The 21,065-nt window shown below is 58.5% G+C and carries 22 protein-coding genes and 1 riboswitch; of the genes, 8 read left to right on the top strand and 14 right to left on the bottom strand.

What is annotated here, in order from left to right:
• Positions 1-28 precede the first annotated feature (28 nt).
• The 12 genes from MHN28_RS12400 to dnaK form a co-directional block, all read right to left on the bottom strand.
• Positions 29-763 carry an ABC transporter permease gene (locus tag MHN28_RS12400; RefSeq protein ID WP_239339915.1) on the bottom strand — a complete coding sequence of 245 codons (735 nt, stop codon included), beginning with the start codon at positions 761-763 and terminating at the stop codon, positions 29-31.
• Positions 760-1,488: an ABC transporter ATP-binding protein gene (locus MHN28_RS12395; protein WP_239339913.1), complete on the bottom strand. Its 729-nt coding sequence runs from the start codon at positions 1,486-1,488 to the stop codon at positions 760-762. Before MHN28_RS12395 ends, MHN28_RS12400 begins: the two co-directional genes overlap by 4 nt.
• Entirely contained in the window at positions 1,485-2,159 is a 675-nt protein-coding gene (gene tenA / locus MHN28_RS12390) for a thiaminase II (protein WP_239339910.1), read from the bottom strand. The genes MHN28_RS12395 and tenA overlap by 4 nt, the downstream gene beginning before the upstream one ends.
• Entirely contained in the window at positions 2,156-3,091 is a 936-nt protein-coding gene (locus tag MHN28_RS12385; protein WP_239339907.1) for an ABC transporter substrate-binding protein, read from the bottom strand. The genes tenA and MHN28_RS12385 overlap by 4 nt, the downstream gene beginning before the upstream one ends.
• 19 nt (positions 3,092-3,110) lie before the next feature.
• A complete protein-coding gene (locus tag MHN28_RS12380; protein ID WP_239339903.1) occupies positions 3,111-4,073 on the bottom strand; it encodes a HesA/MoeB/ThiF family protein in 963 nt (320 codons plus the stop codon).
• Positions 4,070-4,666: a thiamine phosphate synthase gene (locus MHN28_RS12375; RefSeq protein ID WP_239339901.1), complete on the bottom strand. Its 597-nt coding sequence runs from the start codon at positions 4,664-4,666 to the stop codon at positions 4,070-4,072. The genes MHN28_RS12380 and MHN28_RS12375 overlap by 4 nt, the downstream gene beginning before the upstream one ends.
• The gene (locus MHN28_RS12370; RefSeq protein WP_239339899.1) at positions 4,663-5,427 is read right to left on the bottom strand and encodes a thiazole synthase; all 765 of its coding nucleotides are present in this window, start codon (positions 5,425-5,427) and stop codon (positions 4,663-4,665) included. The genes MHN28_RS12375 and MHN28_RS12370 overlap by 4 nt, the downstream gene beginning before the upstream one ends.
• A gap of 3 nt (positions 5,428-5,430) precedes the next feature.
• Positions 5,431-5,625, bottom strand: a complete 195-nt coding sequence (gene thiS / locus MHN28_RS12365) for a sulfur carrier protein ThiS (RefSeq protein WP_239339896.1) — start codon at positions 5,623-5,625, stop codon at positions 5,431-5,433.
• On the bottom strand, positions 5,609-6,586 hold the full coding sequence (thiO, locus tag MHN28_RS12360; RefSeq protein ID WP_239339885.1) for a glycine oxidase ThiO: 978 nt from the start codon (positions 6,584-6,586) through the stop codon (positions 5,609-5,611). Before thiO ends, thiS begins: the two co-directional genes overlap by 17 nt.
• On the bottom strand, positions 6,583-7,386 hold the full coding sequence (gene thiD, locus MHN28_RS12355) for a bifunctional hydroxymethylpyrimidine kinase/phosphomethylpyrimidine kinase (RefSeq protein ID WP_239339882.1): 804 nt from the start codon (positions 7,384-7,386) through the stop codon (positions 6,583-6,585). Before thiD ends, thiO begins: the two co-directional genes overlap by 4 nt.
• Positions 7,387-7,430: 44 nt before the next feature.
• A riboswitch (TPP riboswitch) is annotated at positions 7,431-7,536 on the bottom strand.
• 122 nt (positions 7,537-7,658) lie between these two features.
• A complete protein-coding gene (gene dnaJ / locus MHN28_RS12350) occupies positions 7,659-8,813 on the bottom strand; it encodes a molecular chaperone DnaJ (protein WP_239339879.1) in 1,155 nt (384 codons plus the stop codon).
• Between the two features lie 74 nt (positions 8,814-8,887).
• Positions 8,888-10,798 (bottom strand): molecular chaperone DnaK, encoded by a 1,911-nt coding sequence (gene dnaK / locus MHN28_RS12345; protein ID WP_239339877.1) that lies wholly within the window; start codon positions 10,796-10,798, stop codon positions 8,888-8,890.
• A 213-nt stretch (positions 10,799-11,011) separates the two neighbouring features.
• Between dnaK and MHN28_RS12340 the strand changes: the two genes are divergently transcribed.
• Positions 11,012-11,614: an alpha-ketoglutarate-dependent dioxygenase AlkB gene (locus MHN28_RS12340; RefSeq protein ID WP_239339874.1), complete on the top strand. Its 603-nt coding sequence runs from the start codon at positions 11,012-11,014 to the stop codon at positions 11,612-11,614.
• On the opposite strand, the gene MHN28_RS12335 is transcribed toward MHN28_RS12340, so the two are convergent.
• A complete protein-coding gene (locus tag MHN28_RS12335) occupies positions 11,611-12,432 on the bottom strand; it encodes an ABC transporter permease (protein WP_239339871.1) in 822 nt (273 codons plus the stop codon). The two genes, MHN28_RS12340 and MHN28_RS12335, sit on opposite strands and share 4 nt — an antisense overlap.
• Before the next feature lie 122 nt (positions 12,433-12,554).
• On the opposite strand from MHN28_RS12335, the gene cysQ reads away from it, so the two are divergent.
• The 7 genes from cysQ to MHN28_RS12300 all read left to right on the top strand — a co-directional run bounded on the left by cysQ (position 12,555) and on the right by MHN28_RS12300 (position 20,554).
• On the top strand, positions 12,555-13,352 hold the full coding sequence (gene cysQ, locus MHN28_RS12330) for a 3'(2'),5'-bisphosphate nucleotidase CysQ (RefSeq protein ID WP_239339868.1): 798 nt from the start codon (positions 12,555-12,557) through the stop codon (positions 13,350-13,352).
• Complete coding sequence (locus MHN28_RS12325; RefSeq protein WP_239339865.1) at positions 13,352-14,152, top strand: 3-deoxy-manno-octulosonate cytidylyltransferase; 801 nt, start codon at positions 13,352-13,354, stop codon at positions 14,150-14,152. Before cysQ ends, MHN28_RS12325 begins: the two co-directional genes overlap by 1 nt.
• 70 nt (positions 14,153-14,222) lie before the next feature.
• Positions 14,223-15,206, top strand: coding sequence for a UDP-glucose 4-epimerase GalE (gene galE, locus MHN28_RS12320; RefSeq protein ID WP_239339863.1), 984 nt, complete (start codon positions 14,223-14,225; stop codon positions 15,204-15,206).
• Between the two features lie 7 nt (positions 15,207-15,213).
• Entirely contained in the window at positions 15,214-16,272 is a 1,059-nt protein-coding gene (locus tag MHN28_RS12315) for a glycosyltransferase family 2 protein (protein ID WP_239339853.1), read from the top strand.
• A gap of 146 nt (positions 16,273-16,418) precedes the next feature.
• Entirely contained in the window at positions 16,419-17,405 is a 987-nt protein-coding gene (locus MHN28_RS12310; protein ID WP_239339850.1) for a glycosyltransferase family 2 protein, read from the top strand.
• On the top strand, positions 17,402-19,102 hold the full coding sequence (locus MHN28_RS12305; protein ID WP_239339846.1) for a beta-1,6-N-acetylglucosaminyltransferase: 1,701 nt from the start codon (positions 17,402-17,404) through the stop codon (positions 19,100-19,102). Before MHN28_RS12310 ends, MHN28_RS12305 begins: the two co-directional genes overlap by 4 nt.
• Before the next feature lie 6 nt (positions 19,103-19,108).
• Entirely contained in the window at positions 19,109-20,554 is a 1,446-nt protein-coding gene (locus tag MHN28_RS12300; protein WP_239339843.1) for a nodulation protein NodH, read from the top strand.
• Here the strand turns inward: MHN28_RS12300 and MHN28_RS12295 are convergent.
• Positions 20,538-21,056 carry a murein L,D-transpeptidase family protein gene (locus MHN28_RS12295; RefSeq protein ID WP_239339841.1) on the bottom strand — a complete coding sequence of 173 codons (519 nt, stop codon included), beginning with the start codon at positions 21,054-21,056 and terminating at the stop codon, positions 20,538-20,540. The two genes, MHN28_RS12300 and MHN28_RS12295, sit on opposite strands and share 17 nt — an antisense overlap.
• Between the last annotated feature and the right edge of the window lie 9 nt (positions 21,057-21,065).

Below are 21,065 nucleotides of genomic sequence, written 5' to 3'. Positions count from 1 at the left end.
CCGTGCCGCAGAATCGGTTTCTGAATGGTTAACGCATCTCGCCGGCCATATGCGCGGTGGCGCGCCGGACAATCAGGTGTAACAGGATCGAGAACACGCCCAGCGTCAGCATCGCCGCAAACATCAAGTCCGTTTTGGCACGGCCGTTGGCCAGCAGCATCAAATACCCAAGCCCTTGTGACGACCCGACCCATTCGCCGATCACCGCCCCGATCGGAGCATAGACCGCAGCCAGCCGCATACCAGAGGCCAGCGAGGGCAAAGCGGCGGGAATACGAATGTGCCACAACACCGAGCGTGGGCTGGCCTGCATCGTGCGCGCCAGATCCAGATACCCGGCTGGGGTCCGCATAAGCCCGTCAAAAAAGGACGAGGTGATCGGGAAATAGATGATCAGCACTGCCATCGCGACCTTGGACCACAAACCATATCCCAGCCACAAGGTCAGCAGAGGCGCCAATGCAAAGACGGGAAGCGCTTGGGTAAACACCAGCATCGGCTGCACCAACACCCGCGCCACCCGGGAATTAGCCAATTGCAACGCGGTCAGAACCCCCAGAACTGTACCGCAGGCGAGGCCAACGACAACTTCAACTGCGGTCACCCATGTGTGTTCTGCAATAATCCAGCGGTTCTGCCACCACGTCTCGGCCACCAAAGCCGGACCCGGAAGAATGAACTTGGGAAGACCGGTCAGACTGACGATCCCCTGCCAGATGGCCAGCGCAAACACCGTCGCCGCAATGGCTGACAGCACCTTCATGCCGCTTCCTCGCGCAACAGGCGCAGCAGCGCGCCTTGGGTTTCCAGCGTTTCCAGGTCATCAACCTTGCGCGGCGCGATTGCGCGGGGCGGGCTACAGGGCGTCAGGCCATGCCGCGTCATGACCACGATCGATTGGCCCAACCGGGCAGCTTCGCCCGGATCATGGGTGACCAGTAATACGGTACGATCCTGCAGAGCTTCGGCCGCCAGATCCTGCATGTCGGCACGCGTGCGCGCATCGAGGGCCGAGAAGGGCTCGTCCAGCAGCACGATGGGGCGATCTTCCATCAATGTGCGCGCCAGCGCCACGCGCTGCCGTTGACCGCCGGATAGTTCGGCAGGTTTCTTGGTCAGGTGATCCTCAAGCCGCATCCGTTCGATCAGACGATCCCGGCGCTTCAGGTCAGGCTTTTCACCGCGTAGCCGCGCGCCCAGCGACACGTTCTGTGCAACGGTGGCCCAAGGTAACAGCAAGTCATCCTGCGCCATGTAAGCGACACGCTCATGCACCGGCTGGCGGTCATTGGCCGTAATCTCTCCGGTGAATTCCGCACCCGTATCCAAGCCGGCAATCAGGCGCAGAATGGTGGTTTTTCCGACGCCCGATCCGCCCAGCAGGCAGGTCCATTGCCCCGCCGCAAGGGTCAGGGTCAACGGCGCGAACAAAGGCGCGCCGTTGATGGAGGCGGATCCGCTGACGGTCAGATCGGGCGCTGGCGTCACGGGGTCATACCCATTTGCCAGAAATTAACCTCAAGTTCGGTCGCGGTGCGGAAGGTTTGACACAGGCGCTGCCAGCGAGGTGAAGCCACATAGTCTGCACCGATACGCCTTGTTAGAGCCTGATCCATCAGCTCTCCAACCGCTTTGCAGGCGTCTTGATAATCCGGTCCGGCATAGGTATTGATCCAATCGCGATAGGCCTCGGATGTGGCTTCAGCCGCCAAGCGCGCGCCGATCTCGCCATAGCCCATCACGCAAGGCGCTAAGGCGGCCAGCAGATCGAGCAGATCGCCGCTGTACCCGGCCTCAAGCACAAAGCGCGTGTAGGCCAGGTTTTCTGCGCGTTCGGGTGTTGCGAACAGCTCTTCTCTGGAAATCCCTTCAGCTTCACAGATCCCGATATGCAGCTGCATTTCCTCAGCCACCAGCGCGTTCACCGTAGCAACGGCTGTCAGCATCTCGGAATGCGTTTCTGATTTCACAACCGCCAGCGCCCAGGCGCGGGAAAAGTGAATCAGGAACACGTAGTCCTGCCGCAGATAGTGCAGAAATGCCTCTCGCGACAGGGTGCCGTCCTTCATCCCTTCGACAAAGGCGTGGCGGGTGTAATCCCGCCACGGTCCCTGCGCGGCATCACGCATCAGCGCGAACGCTTTGCCATAGTCGCTCATTGCACGGTCACGTCGACTGAGATGTCGTTGACCGGGTTGATGCTGTCGATCATACCGCTGTCTTTCAGGAACGCTTCGAACCGGGCATAGCGGCCCGCATCAAACCCTGCCGGACGCAGCGCAAAGCGGGGCAACGTATCGATCCAGGCGCGGGCGTTCAACTCATCCTGCAACTCAGGCGAGGTGGCAGCAAAGATTTCCCAGCTTTTTTCCGGGTTGTTGACGATGAACTGGGTCGCCTTTTCGGTTGCGGCCAGGAAGCGGGCAACCTTATCGGCATCCATCGTGTCGGGGTTGGCGACATAGATCAGCTCATCATAGGATGGCACACCTTCTTCCTCGATATAGAAGCAGCGGCCCGCGACACCTTCAATGTCCATCTGGTTCAGCTCAAAGTTCCGGAAGGCCCCGATCACCGCATCCACCTGCCCGGTCATCAGCGACGGCGATAGCGAGAAGTTGACGTTGACCATCTCGATATCGTCCAGCGCTACGTCGTGAACTTTGAGCATGGCGCTCAGCACGGCCTCTTCGACGCCCGCAACCGAAAAGCCGACTTTCTTACCCTTGAGGTCGGCCAGCGATTTGATCGGACCATCCTCAAGCACCAGCAGGCAGTTCAGTGGCGTCGCAACCAATGTGCCAACACGTTTCAGCGGCAGACCTTCGTGGATTTGCAGGTGCAATTGCGGCTGGTAGGACACGGCCAGATCGGCCTGACCGGCGGCAACCAGACGCGGCGGGGCGGAGGGATCAGCTGGCGGAACGATTTCAATCTCCAGCCCTTCATCGGCGAAGTAGCCATTTTCCTGCGCCACGATGATGGGTCCGTGGTCGGGGTTGACGAACCAGTCCAGCAGAACCGTCATCTTGTCATCAGCCCAGGCCGGCGCGGCGGCCAGCAGGGCGATCGCTGTCATCAGCTTTTTCATGTCTCGCGTTTCCTTCTGTTCACGAGGTTGAGGCCGCGACGAGGACAATCTCGCCCGGCCAATCCGGTTTCAGTTCTTCCGCAGTACGCCAAGCGCGCAGACCGGTGGCACAACACAAGGCCAGCCGTCGACCCGTGCGCTGAGTTGCCTTTAAGGCCTGAGGTGACACTCGGTGCGCGTCGGGATGAATCGGTTCGGGTGCTTCATACTGGTCACGAAGCTCGACGATCAGGTCATCGGGGGTCAGCTGGCATGCGGAAACAAAGGGAAAGTGCTGCTCTGGTTCCGAAGCGCCATCAAAGCGGAACGAAGTACTGCGTAGCGTGCGGGCGTCAAACTGAACCATTTGACCAAGTGTCGAAGGCTCAATGCCAAGGATCAGGCTGAGCGCCATCTGCGCCTGCATTGCCCCAATCATGCCAACCACCGGCCCCAAAACGCCCGCTGTAGCGCAGCTGGCACCGCTGTCGGGCGCATCCGGAAACACCGCCCGCAAGGACGGGGCACCGCCACAAAAGCCACCAACGTAGCCCGACAAACCAAGTACCGAAGCACTGATGAGGGGTTTGTCCAACCCGCGGCACCTATCCGAAAGCGTGTAACTAACGGCATAGCTGTCGGCGCAATCGAGGATGATATCCGCGTCAGAAACGAATTTCTGCGCATTTACGCTGGTTAGAGCCTGTTTTTCCGCCGAAACCGAGATTTCACTGTTGATAGCCCGGCAGCGCTCTGCTGCGGTCTCAGCCTTGGGGTGCCCGCAGTCCCGTTCGGTGAACATTGTCTGACGATGCAGGTTCGACAAAGCAATCTCATCGCGATCCATGATGGTCAGGTGCCCAACACCGGCACCGGCCAGCAACGGCAGAACCGGTGCCGCCAGCCCACCAGCACCCACCACCAGAACCCGCGCCTCGGACAGACGGGCCTGACCCCGTTCGCCGACCTCAGGCAGGATCATCTGGCGCGCGTAGCGGCTCATCGGGTGGCCTCAATCCATGCTCGTACCCGCGCTTCGGGATCAGCATTCAGGGTGATGTCCGTCACGGCCGACACGATGTCCGCGCCCGCTTGCAAGACGCCGGGCGCGCGTTCAACGCTCATCCCTCCAATCCCGACCAAAGGGATGTCCCCCACGCGGGATTTCCATTCGGTCACGCGCGGCAGCCCCTGTTGTTCCCATTTCATCTTTTTCAGGATCGTTGGGTATACCGGTCCCAAGGCGACGTAATTGGGGGTCATCGCCAGAACGCGCTCAAGTTCGTCATCGTCATGGGTCGAGACACCCAGCTTCAGCCCCGCCTTGCGAATTGCTTTCAAGTCCGCGTTGTCCAGATCCTCCTGTCCCAGATGAATCCAGTCGCAACCCGCATCGATGGCCGCCTGCCAGTAGTCATTAACAACCAGAACGGCATCATGTGCGCGGCACAGGTCACGCGAAATCGCGATCTGTTCGTGCACAACCTCATCCGGTTGATCCTTGATCCGCAACTGCACCAGCTTCACACCCAAAGGCAGCATCCGGCGCAGCCAGTCCGAGTGGTCGAAAATCGGGTAAAACCGGTCGAGGGTCATGACAGGAACGCCTTTCCGATGACTGGGGTCGAAGGTTCGGCCATGTCGCGCGCCTCGATCGGGTCAGCCTGATGGGCCAGTTGCCCGGCTTCGATTGCCAGCATCATTGCTTTGGCCATCGCTGCTGGATCTCCAGCCCGTGCAACGGCGGTGTTCAAAAGAACCGCGTCATAGCCCAATTCCATTGCTTTGGCCGCGTGACTGGGCAGGCCGATACCGGCATCAATCACCAGTGGCACATCTGGGAATTCCGCCCGCATCGCGCGCAGCGCGTATTCGTTGTTAAGCCCACGACCCGAACCAATCGGGGCACCCCATGGCATCAAAACCTCACACCCTGCGGCCAGCAGGCGTTCACCCACGATCAGATCGTCCGTGGTGTAGGGAAAGACCTCGAATCCGTCTTCGGTGAGAATGCGCGCAGCTTCGACCAATTGGAACACATCCGGCTGCAGGCTGTCCGTGTGACCAATCAGTTCCAGCTTGATCCATTTGGTATCGAATACCTCGCGCGCCATATGGGCGGTGGTCACAGCCTCTTTGACCGTGTGGCACCCGGCGGTATTGGGTAGGATCAGCACGCCCAACTCGCGGATCATCTGCCAAAAGGTCTGTCCCGCACCGGATTCGCGCCGCAGCGATACAGTAGCCACCCCGGCGCCACTGTCCCGAAACGCCCGCTCCAGGATCGCGGGGCTGGGATATTGCGCCGTGCCCAGCATAAGCCGGTTGGGCAGTTGTGTGCCGTAGAACTTTTTCATCCCTCAGCCCCCCTGCATCGGTGCGACGATTTCGACCCGGTCGCCAACTTTAAGTGCGTGGGCAATGCGCAGGCTCGAAGGCACAAAGTCTTCGTTTACCGCCGTGGCGACACGGCCCGAGAACCCACATTCCTGCAAAAGCTCGGCAAGGGTTTCGGCGCGCACCTCTCGCGGTTCGCCGTTAAGCACGATCTTCATCGACCATCTCCGAATGTTTGTTGTCCAACGCCAGATCGGCCACCCCCTGCGCCAGTGCGGGGGCCAGAAGGTAGCCGTGGCGATAGAGGCCGTTGGCATAGATTGTTCGTCCCAACCGCCTGATGCGTGGCAGGTTGTCAGGAAAGGCCGGGCGCAGATCGACGCCGATTTCCAGCACTTCGGCCTCGCCAAAGGCGGGGTTCAACGCGTAGGCGGCGCTGAGTAACTCCAGCATCGAACGCGCGGTGATGCGGCTGCTATCCTCGGATTCGATCATCGTTGCGCCCAGCATGTAGACGCCATCCCCGCGCGGCACGATATAAAGCGGCATGCGCGGATGCAGCAGACGCACCGGTCGGGTCAGGGATACGTCCGGGCACCGGATCACCAGCATCTCGCCTTTGACTCCACGCAGGTCGTGCAGGTACTCGCGTGCGTGCAGACCGCGGCAATCAATGGCGTTTTCCAACTGCGTCGGCGCCAGCCTTTGGTGGATTTCGACCCCTTGATCCCGAAGCTGGCGGGACAAATCCTGCAATGCCTGACGGGGGTCCAGATGAGCCTCGTCGCTGAAGAACAGGCCCTTGCTGAAATTGCTTAGATCAGGCTCTAATTCAGCCACTTTTGCCGCGCTGACCTCAGAAAAGGCTTCGGTTCTTCGGGCGAAGCGGCGCAGATCAGGCAGATCGCGCGGGTTTGCGACGACCAGCGTGCCGTTCCTGTGAACCTGCGTCCGCGCAGCCCACCAGTCAATCGCCACCTGTCCAAGGCGCAGAACGGGTTCTTCGGCATTTTCGTACTCACACCAGGGCGCGAGCATACCGCCGGCCCACCACGAACAGCCGTGCGGGCCAGGCGGGCCGCCAGGATCAAATACCTGCACCTTTGCTCCGCGCGAAACAAGCTCGGACGCGACCGCCAATCCGGCCACACCGGCCCCTATGACCGTCCAGACCGTCACGCGGACCAGACCCGATGGAAGTGATGCACTGGACCGTGCCCCTGCCCGATATTCAGACCATCGGCCTGGGTGATGGCACCCTGCAAGTAGCCATGTGCCTGAGCCACGGCATCGGTCAGCGAAAGGCCCTTGGCCAACCCGGCCGCGATCGACGAGGACAGAGTGCAGCCTGTTCCGTGGGTATTGTGGGTCTGCTGGCGCGGAGCCGTGAATTCACTGGTCACGCCTTCGGTCGTAACTAGAAGATCGTGGCAAATGTCGCCTTTGCCATGGCCGCCTTTCATCAGGACCGCGTCCGCGCCCATCTCACAAAGATCGTGTCCCTGCGCGATCATTTCATCCAGGGTGTCCGCCGGCGCGCCACCCAATAAACATGCCGCTTCGGGCAGATTGGGCGTCAGCACGGTCGCGCGGGGCAGCAACACGTCGCGCATTGTTTGTACGGCCTCCTCGGCCAATAGCGCATCGCCGGATTTTGCGATCATGACGGGGTCCAGAACAACCGGCCCGGAAAAACCCGCAATCCTGTCGGCGACACTGTGGATGATCTCTGGTGTCGCCAGCATGCCGATCTTGATCGCGCCAACATCAAGGTCGGTCAGAACAGCGTCGATCTGAGCAGCAATGATGTCCAGTGGAATGCCATGCACAGCAGTCACAGCCCTGGTGTTCTGGGCCGTCACTGCGGTGATCACGCTGGCCCCATAAACCCCAAGCGCCGACATTGCCTTGAGATCGGCCTGAATTCCGGCCCCTCCGCCGCTGTCAGACCCTGCGATTGTTAAGGCAATAGGTGCCATGTCGTTGCTCCGGTTTATAATGGGCAACGGCATGGAAAACGTCTAAGCACTGTGAGACCGTTCCCTACGCCGGTATTGCCCGGATCAGGTTCGATGGGTTAGCGCAGTCACGCCTCTCAGCCCCCAAGCAGGGCACCCCAACGGTTGGGCCGACATTCTCAGGGGTTGCGGGTGGAATCAAGGGCCAATTTCGAGTGTAACGTTGGCCAAACTGGACTCAAAAAAGGCCGGTCCCTTGGGACCGGCCTTTTGCGTGTAGATTATCGGGGCACTTAGCCTTTCATGCCGTCCCAGAAGGATTTGACGGACGAGAAAAAGCTTTTTGATTCCGGGTGGTTATCTTCACCCAGATCATCAAACTCGCGCAGCAGTTCTTTCTGTCGGCTGGTCAGGTTGACCGGTGTTTCCACCGCCAGTTCGATGAACATGTCACCTACACCACCGCCGCGCAGGGCTGGCATGCCTTTGCCACGCAACCGCATTTGGCGACCAGATTGGCTGCCAGCCGGGATTTGAACCCGACCACGGCCACCGTCGATAGTAGGCACTTCGATCGATCCGCCCAGCGCGGCCTTGCCCATGCTGACCGGCACGCGGCAATACAGGTTCACGCTGTCACGCTCGAACAACTTGTGGTCCGAAACTTCTACGAAAATGTACAGATCGCCCGGAGGACCACCACGCATCCCGGCCTCACCCTCGCCCGCAAGACGGATGCGGGTGCCGGTTTCGACACCGGCAGGGATGTTGACGGACAGTGCGCGTTCTTTTTCGACCCGCCCGGCGCCACCGCAGGATTTACAGGGATTCTTGATAATCTGCCCAAGACCGTTACAGGTCGGGCACGATCGTTCGACCGTGAAAAATCCTTGCTGCGCGCGCACCTTACCCATACCGGAACATGTCGGGCAGGTTGTGGGCTCGACACCGCCTTCCGCGCCCGAGCCGTCACAGGCTGAACATGCCACAGCGGCGGGAACAGTGATCGTTTTTTGCAGGCCCGAAAACGCCTCTTCCAGCGTTACGCGCAGATTATAGCGCAGGTCCGACCCGCGCGCAGCGCGACGACCGCCGCCGGCGCCACCGCGTTGACCACCCATGAAATCGCCGAACAGATCGTCGAAGACATCCGAGAACGCGCTGGAAAAATCGCCCTGACCGCCGAAACCGCCACCGGGGCGGCCACCGCCCCCCATGCCATTTTCGAATGCGGCATGACCAAAGCGGTCATACGCGGCCTTTTTGTCGGCATCGCGCAGCACGTCATAGGCTTCGTTCGCTTCCTTGAACTGAGCCTCGGAATCCGGGTTGTCCTTGTTGCGGTCGGGATGCAACTCTTTGGCTTTCTTACGAAAACCCTTCTTGATCTCGTCCGCTGATGCGCCCTTGGACACGCCGAGCACATCATAGTAGTCGCGTTTTGACATCAGTTTTTCCTTCTGCCTCAACGTAATCGGGCCGGCCCGGCAACCGGACCGGCCCGAATTGGCCCGGTTACCCGTTACTTACGCTTGTCGTCGTCAAGATCTTCGAACTCGGCATCGACGATATCGTCATCACCGGCCGGAGCAGCATCTGCCGCAGCAGGCTCGTCTTCGGCCTCTTCCGACTGCGCCTTGTAGATCGCTTCACCCAGCTTCATCGCGGCTTCGGTGACGTTCTGGATGCCCGACTTGATCTTGTCGGCGTTTTCAGTTTCCAGCTCGTCCTTCAGCGCGGCGATCGCCAGTTCGATAGCTTCGATGGTGGTCGGGTCAACCTTGTCGGCATGCTCTTCCATCGACTTCTCGGTCGAGTGGATGAGGCTTTCCGCCTGGTTCTTGGCGTCGACCAGCTCGCGGCGTTCCTTGTCGGCTTCCGCGTTCTCTTCTGCGTCCTTGACCATCTTATCGATGTCTTCGTCGGACAGACCGCCCGATGCCTGGATGGTGATCTTCTGCTCTTTGCCAGTGCCTTTGTCTTTGGCCGAAACCGAGACAATGCCGTTGGCATCAATGTCAAAAGTCACCTCGATCTGAGGCATGCCGCGTGGCGCGGGCGGGATATCTTCAAGGTTGAACTGACCTAGGATCTTGTTGTCCGAAGCCATTTCACGCTCACCCTGGAACACGCGGATGGTTACGGCGTTCTGGTTGTCTTCGGCTGTCGAGAAGACCTGAGACTTCTTGGTCGGGATCGTGGTGTTGCGGTCGATCAGACGGGTGAACACGCCACCCAGCGTTTCGATGCCCAGCGACAGCGGTGTCACGTCCAGCAGAACCACGTCTTTGACATCGCCCTGCAGAACACCGGCCTGAATGGCCGCGCCCATGGCAACAACCTCGTCCGGGTTCACACCTTTGTGCGGCTCTTTACCGAAGAATTTGGTGACCTCTTCGATCACTTTCGGCATCCGGGTCATACCACCAACCAGAACAACCTCATCCACGTCAGCAGCCGACAGGCCCGCGTCTTTCAGAGCGGCCGCGCAGGGCTTCATCGACTTCTTGATCAGGTCGCCAACCAGCGATTCCAGCTTGGCACGGGTCAGTTTCATGACCATATGCAGCGGCTGACCGTTCGAACCCATCGAGATGAACGGCTGGTTGATTTCAGTCTGCGAGGTCGAAGACAGCTCGATCTTGGCTTTTTCAGCGGCTTCTTTCAGACGCTGCAGGGCCATCTTGTCCTGGGACAGATCGACACCGTGTTCCTTTTTGAACTCATCCGCCAGGTAGTTGACGATGCGCATGTCAAAGTCTTCACCACCCAGGAAGGTGTCGCCGTTGGTCGACTTAACCTCGAACAGGCCGTCGTCGATTTCCAGAATGGTCACATCGAAGGTGCCGCCACCAAGGTCATATACCGCGATGGTTTGGGTTTCTTCCTTGTCCAGACCATAGGCCAGAGCAGCCGCTGTCGGTTCGTTGATGATCCGCAGCACTTCCAGACCGGCGATCTTGCCGGCGTCTTTGGTGGCCTGACGCTGTGCGTCGTTGAAATATGCCGGAACGGTGATGACCGCCTGCGTGACTTCCTCACCCAGATAGCTCTCAGCGGTTTCCTTCATCTTACCCAGAGTGAAGGCCGAGATCTGGCTTGGGGAGTACTTTTCACCGCGGGCTTCCACCCACGCATCGCCATTGCCGCCATCAACGATAGCGTACGGCACCATTTTCTTATCTTTTTCGACTTCTGCATCATCCACACGACGACCGATCAGACGCTTGACGCCAAAGATCGTGTTGTCGGGGTTGGTGACCGCCTGACGTTTTGCAGGCTGACCGACCAGTCGCTCATCTTCGGTGAAGGCGACGATCGAGGGCGTGGTCCGCGCCCCTTCTGCGTTTTCGATGACCTTCGGCTGCGAGCCGTCCATGATGGCCACACACGAGTTGGTGGTCCCGAGGTCAATACCGATTACTTTTCCCATATGTTCAATCCCTTTCTCTTCAAGGCGATGTCCGGGGTGCGGACCCGTTATGGCACCCGGCCCCGATCTGGTTTGCGCGAACAGCCCTACACCATCGCGCGTCCCGGCGTATATAAGGGCCAGACGAATAGCCTGCAAGCGGTGTAAAAGGCAGGTTTTCGCGAATCTGTGGCCTTTTTTGGCAAGGTTTTGGCAAGGATTGGGGAATCTTGAATGGCGCGGCTGCTCTTGCGCGGTTTTGAAATCAGAAAAGCCTATCTGGATAGCGCGGCGCAGGCCCAGCTGATTGAAGTGTTGCGCCCGATTCTGAAGTCAGCGCCCTTGTTCCGGCCGGTGATGCCGTCGGGCAAGGAAATGTCAGTGCGCATGACCTCGGCCGGAGCGCTTGGCTGGGTCACGGACAAGGCTGGCTATCGATATCAGCCGCAACACCCAAAGGGGATGGGATGGCCCTCGATCCCCGATCCCATACTGGATATCTGGCGCGATCTCGCCAGCACCGAGCGGGACCCCGATTGCTGTCTGATCAATTACTATGGCGAAGGCGCTCGAATGGGCCTGCATCAGGACAAGGACGAAGCCGACTTTTCGTGGCCGGTGCTGTCGATATCACTGGGCGACGACGCGCTTTTCCGCATCGGCAACACGTCTCGCGGCGGCAAGACGGAATCCATTTGGCTGAACTCAGGAGACGTCGTGGTCATGGGCGGCCCTGCCCGCCTGACCTATCACGGGGTGGACCGGATCCGGTTCGGGTCCTCAAAACTGCTGCCAAAAGGCGGGCGGATCAACCTGACACTACGCGTGGCCAGTTAACGGCGCGCGCCCCAACTGGCCGAGACATGTTGCCGGGTGTAGAAAATGCCAAGAAGACCGACCATCAGCAGCGCTACACCGACCCAGATCGCATATTCCCAACTGGTGTTGCGCGGGAAATAGTTTCGGAAGACAAAACCGCGGCACTGGTCGATCACGTGAAACAGCGGATTCCAGGCAAAGCAACTCAGCATGAATCCCCCCAGCGCGTTCCCGACAAACATTTTACCCGAGAAGATCATGTTCAGGCGTCTGTAAACATTGCTTAGAATGCTGGATGTACTGGGAAACCATGGCTTGATTGCCATGAACACAACACCGACGGCACAGCCCGTAAACCAAGCCAGGATCAGCATATAAAACGCGCCGCCCGGGTCCTGGATTTCCAACGGCGCAACAGCAACACTGTATCCGAACAGAATTATAAGTATGGACATGACCTGTGTGTATAGCGTGCCGAATGCGGTCGACAGCAGCGACACCATCATGTTCATCGGTGAATGCAACATCATCGGGTTGTTCCCTGTGCCGACACCGCCGACCGAACCGACCGATTTGATATGCGTCATGAACAAAAAAACGCCGGACAGCAAAAACAGAATGAACTCACCCCGGATTTTGGCGACCCGCGTCCCCAGCATCGACATGATCAGATAGAATACCGTCACAAGCGCGAGAATCTGAACGATGTTCATAATTATGGCCAGCACGGCATTGGAATGCCCCGATCGAACGCCTCGGACAACGGCGTGGAACACCAGCTCAGAAAAGGTGAAAGCGCCGCCTAAAAGCGTCTGATTTCGTTTAAAATAAAACACCGGCGCACTCTTTCCTGCTGAATTACCTGCAAACTGCCACGAAATTCTTGCCGTTCCGTAACCGGCACATCATAAGGCCCTCAGGGATTTCGATCAACAAACCACAGGAACGGAGCATTTTTGTGACCTATGACGCCCTTATTCCCGTAATCAGACGTCTGGCGCTGGAAGCCGGGGATACGATCATGCAGATCTACGAGGCGGATGACTTCGACGTCAAAGTCAAATCTGACGCCAGCCCCGTGACCGAAGCGGATGAGGCTGCAGATGTACTGATCTCGGCCGGTTTGCGTGAGGCATTCCCCGACATCTTGCTGGTGACCGAAGAACAGGCGGCATCGCACTCTGAAAAGGGTGACACATTCCTGATCGTTGACCCTTTGGATGGGACCAAAGAGTTTATCAACCGGCGCGGCGATTTCACGGTTAACATCGCGCTGGTGGAAAACGGCGTTCCGACCCGCGGCGTGGTTTATGCGCCAGCAAAGGGACGCATTTTCTACACGCAGGCCGATGGTCAATCGGTTGAGGAAACCGGCGCACTGGACAAGGCTCAGGCAGGGGATGTGACCCCGATAGCAGTGTCTAAACCGGAAAATTCGGCGCTTTTGATCGTTGCATCTAAATCGCATCGTGATCAGGCAACCGAGGATTACATCAACAAGTATCAGGTGAAGGACAGCAAAAGCGCGGGCTCTTCCCTGAAGTTCTGTCTGGTCGCAACCGGCGAGGCAGACCTCTATCCCCGCGTCGGGCGCACCATGGAATGGGACACGGCCGCAGGACACGCCGTTCTGGCGGGCGCGGGCGGCAGGGTTGTGCGTTTTGATGACCACACGCCCCTGACCTACGGCAAGGACGGCTATGCAAACCCGTTCTTTATCGCCTACGCTCCGGGCGTAGACTTGAAGGAGGCCTGATGTCCGTACTGATTGCCATCCCCGCCCGTTATGCCTCGACCCGCTATCCCGGAAAGCCATTGGTTCCGCTGACAGGGGCAAATGGCAACGCCATGACCCTGATCGAACGCTCCTGGCGCGCGGCATGTTCCGTGTCGGGCGTTGATCGGGTTGTTGTCGCTACCGATGACGACCGCATCCGCGAAGTGTCCGAGGGTTTCGGCGCAGAGGTCGTGATGACATCCGAAACCTGCGGCAATGGTACCGAGCGCTGCGCCGAGGCACACAAGGCTCTGGGCACGGGCTATGAGATCGTCGTGAACCTGCAGGGCGACGCGCCGTTGACGCCGCACTGGTTTGTCGAAGACCTGATCGCGGGATTGCGCGCAGCCCCCGAAGCCGGGGTGGCGACACCTGTTCTGCGCTGCGACGGGGACGCGTTGAACAGCTTGCTGAATGACCGCAAACATGGGCGCGTTGGCGGCACAACAGCCGTATTCGCGACCGATCACAGCGCAATGTATTTCTCGAAAGAGGTTGTCCCCTTCACCGCTCAGACCTTTGTGGGTGATGAGGCAACGCCGGTGTTTCACCATGTCGGCGTATACGCCTATCGCCCCGATGCCCTTGCCGCCTATCCCACATGGCCCGTTGGACCGCTGGAGCAACTTGAAGGGCTGGAACAGCTGCGGTTCATGGAAAACGGCCGCAAGGTTCTGTGCGTTGAGGTCGAGGCAAAAGGTCGCCAGTTCTGGGAATTGAACAACCCGCAGGACGTGCCGAAGCTGGAAGAGATGATGGCCGCGATGGGGTTGGATTAACCAATTTTCCCCATGGAATTCCATTGCGCCTACGGCTAGGTGGGCGCGGTACTGAAATTTGGAACGTAATATGGCAAGTATTCTCGTTACCGGCGGCGCTGGGTATATCGGATCTCATGCTTGCAAAGCGTTATCTCAGGCCGGATACACGCCCGTAACTTTTGACAACCTTGTTACTGGTTGGCAGGACGCGGTGAAATTCGGGCCGTTCGAACAGGGCGATCTGCGGGATCGGGCGCGGTTGGACGAGGTTTTTGCCAAGTATAAGCCAGCAGCGGTGATGCATTTTGCGGCCCTCAGCCAAGTGGGCGAGGCAATGTCCGAGCCCGGAAAATACTGGTCCAACAACGTAACCGGTTCGCTGACGCTAATCGAAGCCGCCGTGGCCGCCGGATGTCTGAACTTCGTCTTTTCGTCCACCTGCGCCACCTATGGCGATCAAGACAATGTGGTGCTGGATGAAGACACGCCGCAATCGCCGCTGAACGCCTACGGTGCCTCGAAACGCGCAATCGAGGACATCCTGCGTGATTTTCAGGCATCGCATGGCCTGAACCACGTTATTTTCCGTTATTTCAACGTTGCAGGCGCCGACCCGGACGGTGAAGTGGGTGAGTTCCACCGCCCGGAAACACACCTCGTGCCGCTGATGTTGGACGCAATCGACGGCAAGCGCGACGGGCTGACCGTGTTCGGCACGGACTATGACACACCGGATGGCACCTGCATCCGCGATTATGTGCATGTCTGCGATTTGGTCGACGCCCATGTGCTGGGGTTGAACTGGTTGGAGCAGGACAAAGGCAGCCGCGTTTTCAACCTGGGCACCGGATCGGGTTTCTCGGTGATGGAGGTGATCAGCCACTCCAAAGCCGTCACCAACCGCGAAGTGCCCTATTCAATCGGGCCGCGTCGGGCTGGTGATTGCACCAAGCTGGTGTCCGGCTCTTCCCGCGCCGGTCAAGAGCTGGGCTGGACGCCGAAAAGGTCAACGTTAGAGACTATGATTGCCGACGCATGGCGCTGGCATCAGAACGGTCACTACGAAAGATAAGATTTGCGTGACCGGAACCAGCGAAGATACGCTTCCGCCCATCGGATGGGTGCAAAGGTACCGGTTTCGGCTGAAACGACGACGGCTGTTGTGGCGGTCATTTCGCAGCCGCCATCAACTGTCGTGCCTTGCCGACCGCACGTTACAATTCGGCCCCGCTGACGTTCTGACCTTTACCACGCTGCGCAACGAGATCGAACGCTTGCCCTGGTACCTCCGCCACTATCGCGCGTTGGGGGTTGACCACTTTTTTATCGTTGATAACGGCAGCAATGACGGTTCGGCTGACTATCTGGCAGAGCAACCAGACGTGTCACTGTGGCAGACCCATGACAGCTACCGTGCATCGCGCTATGGGTTGGATTGGCTGACTTGGCTGCAGATGCGCTACGGGCATGGCCACTGGACCCTGATGGTGGATGCGGACGAACTACTGATCTACCCTGATCACGACACCCGCTCCCTGAAAGATCTGACCAATTGGCTGGAAAATCAGGGACGTGCTGCGTTCGGAGCGCTGATGCTGGACCTATATCCCAAGGGACCACTGGGTTCCCAGAGCTATGACCCGGAGACTGACCCGACCGAAGTGGCAAGCTGGCTCGATACCGGCCCCTACCGCGCGCAACGGCAAGCCCCGTTGGGCAACCTTTGGGTGCAGGGCGGCGCGCGCGAGCGGATGTTTTTCAAGGACAACCCGCGCCACTCCCCGACGCTGAACAAGATCCCGCTGGTCCGGTGGTCGAAACGCTATGCCTATGTGAACTCATGCCATTCCGCATTGCCGCGCCGACTGAACGCTGCCTATGACGGCCCCGGCGATCCGTCCCCATCAGGCGTTCTGCTGCATACGAAATTTCTGCCCGAAGTTATTGAAAAATCGAGGGTGGAAAAAGAGAGACGCCAGCACTTTCACGACCCGGATCAATTCGCGGGGTACTATAATGAAATCATCAATCGTCCCGTCATGTGGACCCCAAAATCCAAAAAGTACACGGACTGGAGGCAACTGCAGCAGCTGGGACTGATGGGCGAGATCATTTGGGAAAGCCACAACTCGAACTAACTGTTTTTAAATCCGTTGCTTCGAAAGATGCAAAAATGGCATAAAACGGCAATTACCCGGCACCAAACTGGCTTGTTCAGGCTCCGGGTTTGCTCGCGTAGGTAAAAAGGTTGGGCAGTCGCGTGGGCCTATTGGATTCATATCGGATGAGATTGCGGCGCAAGCGCCGTGTTCTGCGGTGCCTGCGAAAACGGCGGGAATTGAAACCGGTTTCCGTGAAAACCAACGCTATACAACGCCGGGATGTCCTGCTGGTCTGCGTAATGCGGAACGAGAAAATCCGCCTCTCGTATTTTCTGGACTACTACCGCAAGCTTGGCATCAATCATTTTCTGTTTGTCGACAATGCCAGCGATGACGGCTCGCTTGAGTATCTGGCGGATCAACCCGACGTCTCGGTCTGGCGGGCCGATGCAAGCTACAAGCGCGCTTCTTTTGGAGTCGACTGGTCGAATTACCTGCTTCGCAAGTATGCCCACGGTCACTGGGTCCTGACCGTCGATCCCGACGAGTTCTTTATCTACCCCTTCTGCGACACACGACCCATCCGCGCACTGACCGATTGGTTGGATGGGTGCGCAGTGCGCAGCTTCAGCGCGATGCTGATCGACATGTATCCCGAAGGTCCCGTTGCAGACGCAACCTATACCGAGGGGCAGAACCCCTTCGAAATCGCCAACTGGTTTGATGCCGGCAACTATACGATCACCAAAAATCCAACGTATGGAAACCTCTGGATTCAGGGCGGACCGCGCGCGCGGGTGTTTTTCAAAGACACTCCGGCCAAAGCACCGGCTCTGAACAAAATTCCATTGGTGAAATGGGATCGGCGCTATGTCTATGTCAGCTCGACACATTCCCTTCTGCCACGCGGATTGAACCAGGTTTATGATGAATGGGGTGGCGAAAAGACCAGCGGCGCCCTGTTGCACGCCAAGCTCATCAGCACCCTGAGCGAAAAGGCAAGCGAGGAATTGCAGCGCGGCCAGCATTATCGCGGCTCGGGCGAATACCGCGCCTACGCGGAACAGCTGGGGCAAAACCCGGTGTTTTGGTGCGACAAGTCCGAAGCCTACATCAATTGGCGACAGCTTGAGATTCTGGGTCTCATGTCGAAAGGAAACTGGGCGTGAGCAGTCTGGGCGTCGTCATGCTGGTGCACACTGCGCTAAACCGGGCCGGGCAAGTTGCGCGCCACTGGACGGCATCGGGTTGCCCGGTGGTGATCCACGTGGATCGCAAAGTCCCGAAAGAGGTTTATACCGACTTCATTGCCGCATGTTCGGATGACCCGCTGATCCGGTTTTCCCACCGCCATGTCTGTGACTGGGGTGGCTGGGGAATTGTCGCAGCCTCGCAATCCGCGGCCGAGCTGATGCTCGAGGCCTTTCCTGATGTGCGCCATGTTTTCCTGTCTTCGGGGGCCTGCCTACCTTTGCGACCGGTGGATGAGTTGATCAACTACCTCTTGGATCGGCCGCGTGTGGATTTCATCGAAAGCGCCACAACCGCCGATGTCAGCTGGACCATTGGCGGGCTGGATCAGGAACGCTTCACCCTGCGGTTTCCCTTTTCGTGGCGCAAGAACCGCAAGCTGTTCGATGCCTATGTGAAACTGCAGCGCGCATTGCGCATTCGCCGCCGCATTCCCGAAGGGCTGATGCCGCATATGGGCAGCCAGTGGTGGTGTCTGACACGACAAACCCTTTCGGCCATCTTGCAGGACCCGAGGCGCAAGGCTTATGATCGGTACTTCCGACGAGTCTGGATCCCCGACGAGAGCTATTTCCAGACGCTGGCCCGTCTGTACTCTACCCATATCGAAAGCCGGTCGCTGACCTTGTCGAAGTTCGACTATCAAGGTCGCCCGCATATCTTTTATGACGATCACCTGCAGTTGTTGCGCAGGTCCGACTGTTTCGTGGCCCGCAAAGTCTGGCCCAACGCGGATCGCCTGTATCAGGCCTTTCTGACCGACCAGGCCGGAGCCATGAAGCCTGCCGAACCCAACCCTAGCAAGATTGACCGGGTCTTCTCAAAAGCGGTTGAGCGGCGAACGCGCGGCCGCGACGGGCTGTATATGCAAAGTCGTTTTCCCCGTCACGGGAACGAAAACGGTCTGACATCTGCCACGTACTCGGTTTTTCAGGGTTTCACCGAGTTGTTCGAGGATTTCGAACCCTGGCTGGCAAACGTCACGGGCACACGAGTCCACGGACATCTTTTTGGCCCGGAACGCGCCGAATTCGCCGGGGGTGAGACTGTCACCAACGGTGGCCTCAGCGATTGCGCGAAACTTCGGGACTACAATCCAACTGCCTTCATTTCGAACCTGATCTGGAACACTCGGGGCGAGCGCCAGTGTTTTCAATTCGGCCCCGCAGACACGCAAGAGATCAACTGGTTTCTTGCACGGGACAAGAACGCGCAAATCTCGGTCATTACCGGAGCCTGGGCGATTCCGCTGTTTCAGTCGAACATGAACTTTGCCGACATCCGGGCCGAGGCCGCCCGGCTTCAGCAGATCGAAACCAAACAGCTGGATATACTGTCGTCGGTCTGGACAAAGGCACGTGTTCGAACATGGACTTTGGCCGATTTCGTCGAATCCCCGGTCGAGCCTCTGCAAACCGTGGCCGAAGAAACCGGCGTCGCCCACCACAGCCACCTGACCGAAGCGCCCAAAATGGTTGACCTATCCGGGTTCGGCCAGTTCCTGCAAAACCTCAAAAATCAGGGTATGCACCCCTATCTCATGGGAGACTTTCCAACGGATGACGCGTTTGCAAACCGGGTCCGGCCGTACCGGAAACCCTATCTGGTGCAGTAACCCTTTATGACCGCCAAATTCGACTATTTCATCATTCTTGCGGCCATGCGGACCGGGTCCAACCTGCTTGAAGCTAACCTGAACGCGATCGAAGGCGTCACCTGTTTTGGCGAGGCGTTCAACCCGCATTTCATCGGGCGGCTCAAATCCGATAGTCTGCTGGGCATCTCGCTGGAAGAGCGTGATCGAAATCCCACCGCGCTGCTTCAGGCGATCCGGCAAGCACCGGGTGAAATGAACGGATTTCGGTTCTTTCAGGGCCACGATCCACGCGTGTTAGAGCCTGTTTTGGATGATCCGCGCTGCGCCAAAATCATTCTGACGCGTAATCTGCTGGACAGTTACGTCTCGCTCAAAATCGCGCGGGAAACGAAACAGTGGCAGCTGAAGAACATAAAGCGCCGCCGCGAGGCGCAGGTCGCGTTCGATGCCGAAGGGTTCGTGAAATACCTGAACCGACAACAAGAGTTCCATCTGACACTGTCGCAGCGCTTGCAGAAAAGCGGTCAATCGCCGTTTTTCATCGCCTATGACGATCTGACCCAATTGGACATTCTGAACGGTCTGGCCGCGTGGTTAGGCGTGTCCGGTAGGCTTTCGGCGATTGACGACACGTTGAAGCCGCAAAACCCGGAACCGGCCTTGTCGAAGGTCACGAACCCGGACGAGATGGAGCAGGCACTGTCTCAGATCGACAGTTTCAACCTGCACAGTACCCCGAACTTCGAACCTCGCCGACGTCCGATTGTCGCGAACTACGTTGCCGCACCAAAGACTCCGCTCATGTATCTTCCGGTGCGTGGTGGCTTGGAAAAATCTGTGACAAGCTGGATGGCAGCGTTGGACGCGGTCGACGCCCGGGATTTGATCACCAACCAGAACAGAAAGCAGACCCGTCATTGGTTGCAGTCCAATGCCGGGCACAGAAAGTTCACCGTTTTGCGGCACCCTCTGGCGCGCGCGCACCACGCCTTTTGCGCGCATATCCTTAGCACCGGGCCTGGCGCGTATCTGAAAATCCGAAACTTCCTGCGCAACCGGATGAAGGTTCCAATTCCCGGACAGTTGCGTCAAGGCAATTACCCCGTCGAACAGCATTACGAGGCATTTTCCGCGTTCCTGACATTCCTGCGCCAGAACCTTGCCATGCAAACCGCCGTGCGTGTGGATGGGTCCTGGTGCAGCCAATCGCAGATACTTGAGGGGATATCAGCCTTCGCCCTGCCTGATCTGATCCTACGGGAAGAGGAGATCCTTACAGCCCTACCCGATCTGGCGCGCCGGATGGGGCACACGGAGCCACCAAGGCCGGTCGTCAGCGAACCGGACGTCCCGTTCACATTGGGCGACATCTATGACGACAAACTGGAAACGCTGGCAACTGAGGCCTACCAGCGTGACTATATGCAATTCGGGTTCGGAAACTGGAAACCGCTTACGGACGCAGAGTGATCAGCGTGCCTTTGTTGACCATCGCGTAGATCTCTTCCATCTCGTCGTTTTTGACGGCGATGCAGCCAGCAGTCCAATCTGCAGTCTTTTTGGCGCGCTTCCGCTCGGACCGCTTTTTGGGCTGTCCATGGATGAAAATGTCACCACCAGGATCAATGCCCGCTGCCTTGGCCTGCGCAATATCCTGAGAGTTCGGGTATGAAATCCCAAGCGACAGGTGATAGCGGCTGTTGGGGTTGCGGCGGTCAATCAGATAGCTGCCTTCGGGCGTGCGCCCGTCACCGCGCTTGGTCTTGGTGCCGGTCGGGGCAAAACCAAGATCAACTTTGTATTCCTTGAGAATGTGTTCGTTGTGCAGAAGATACATCTTCCGCGCGCCCTTGTTGATGACCAAAGAGGTCACCTCGGGTCCATCATAAGCCAGAAATCTGGGGCCTGCTGATGCACAAGCTGAGAGGCTCAGCGTTGCCATTGCGCCCAATCCGAATGCTCGACGATCCATGTTCACTGC

The organism is Ruegeria sp. Ofav3-42, assembly GCF_022347725.1.
Lineage (GTDB): Bacteria > Pseudomonadota > Alphaproteobacteria > Rhodobacterales > Rhodobacteraceae > Ruegeria.
Note: the sequence above shows the minus strand (reverse complement) of the source record. Positions and strands in the feature narration are given on the sequence as shown.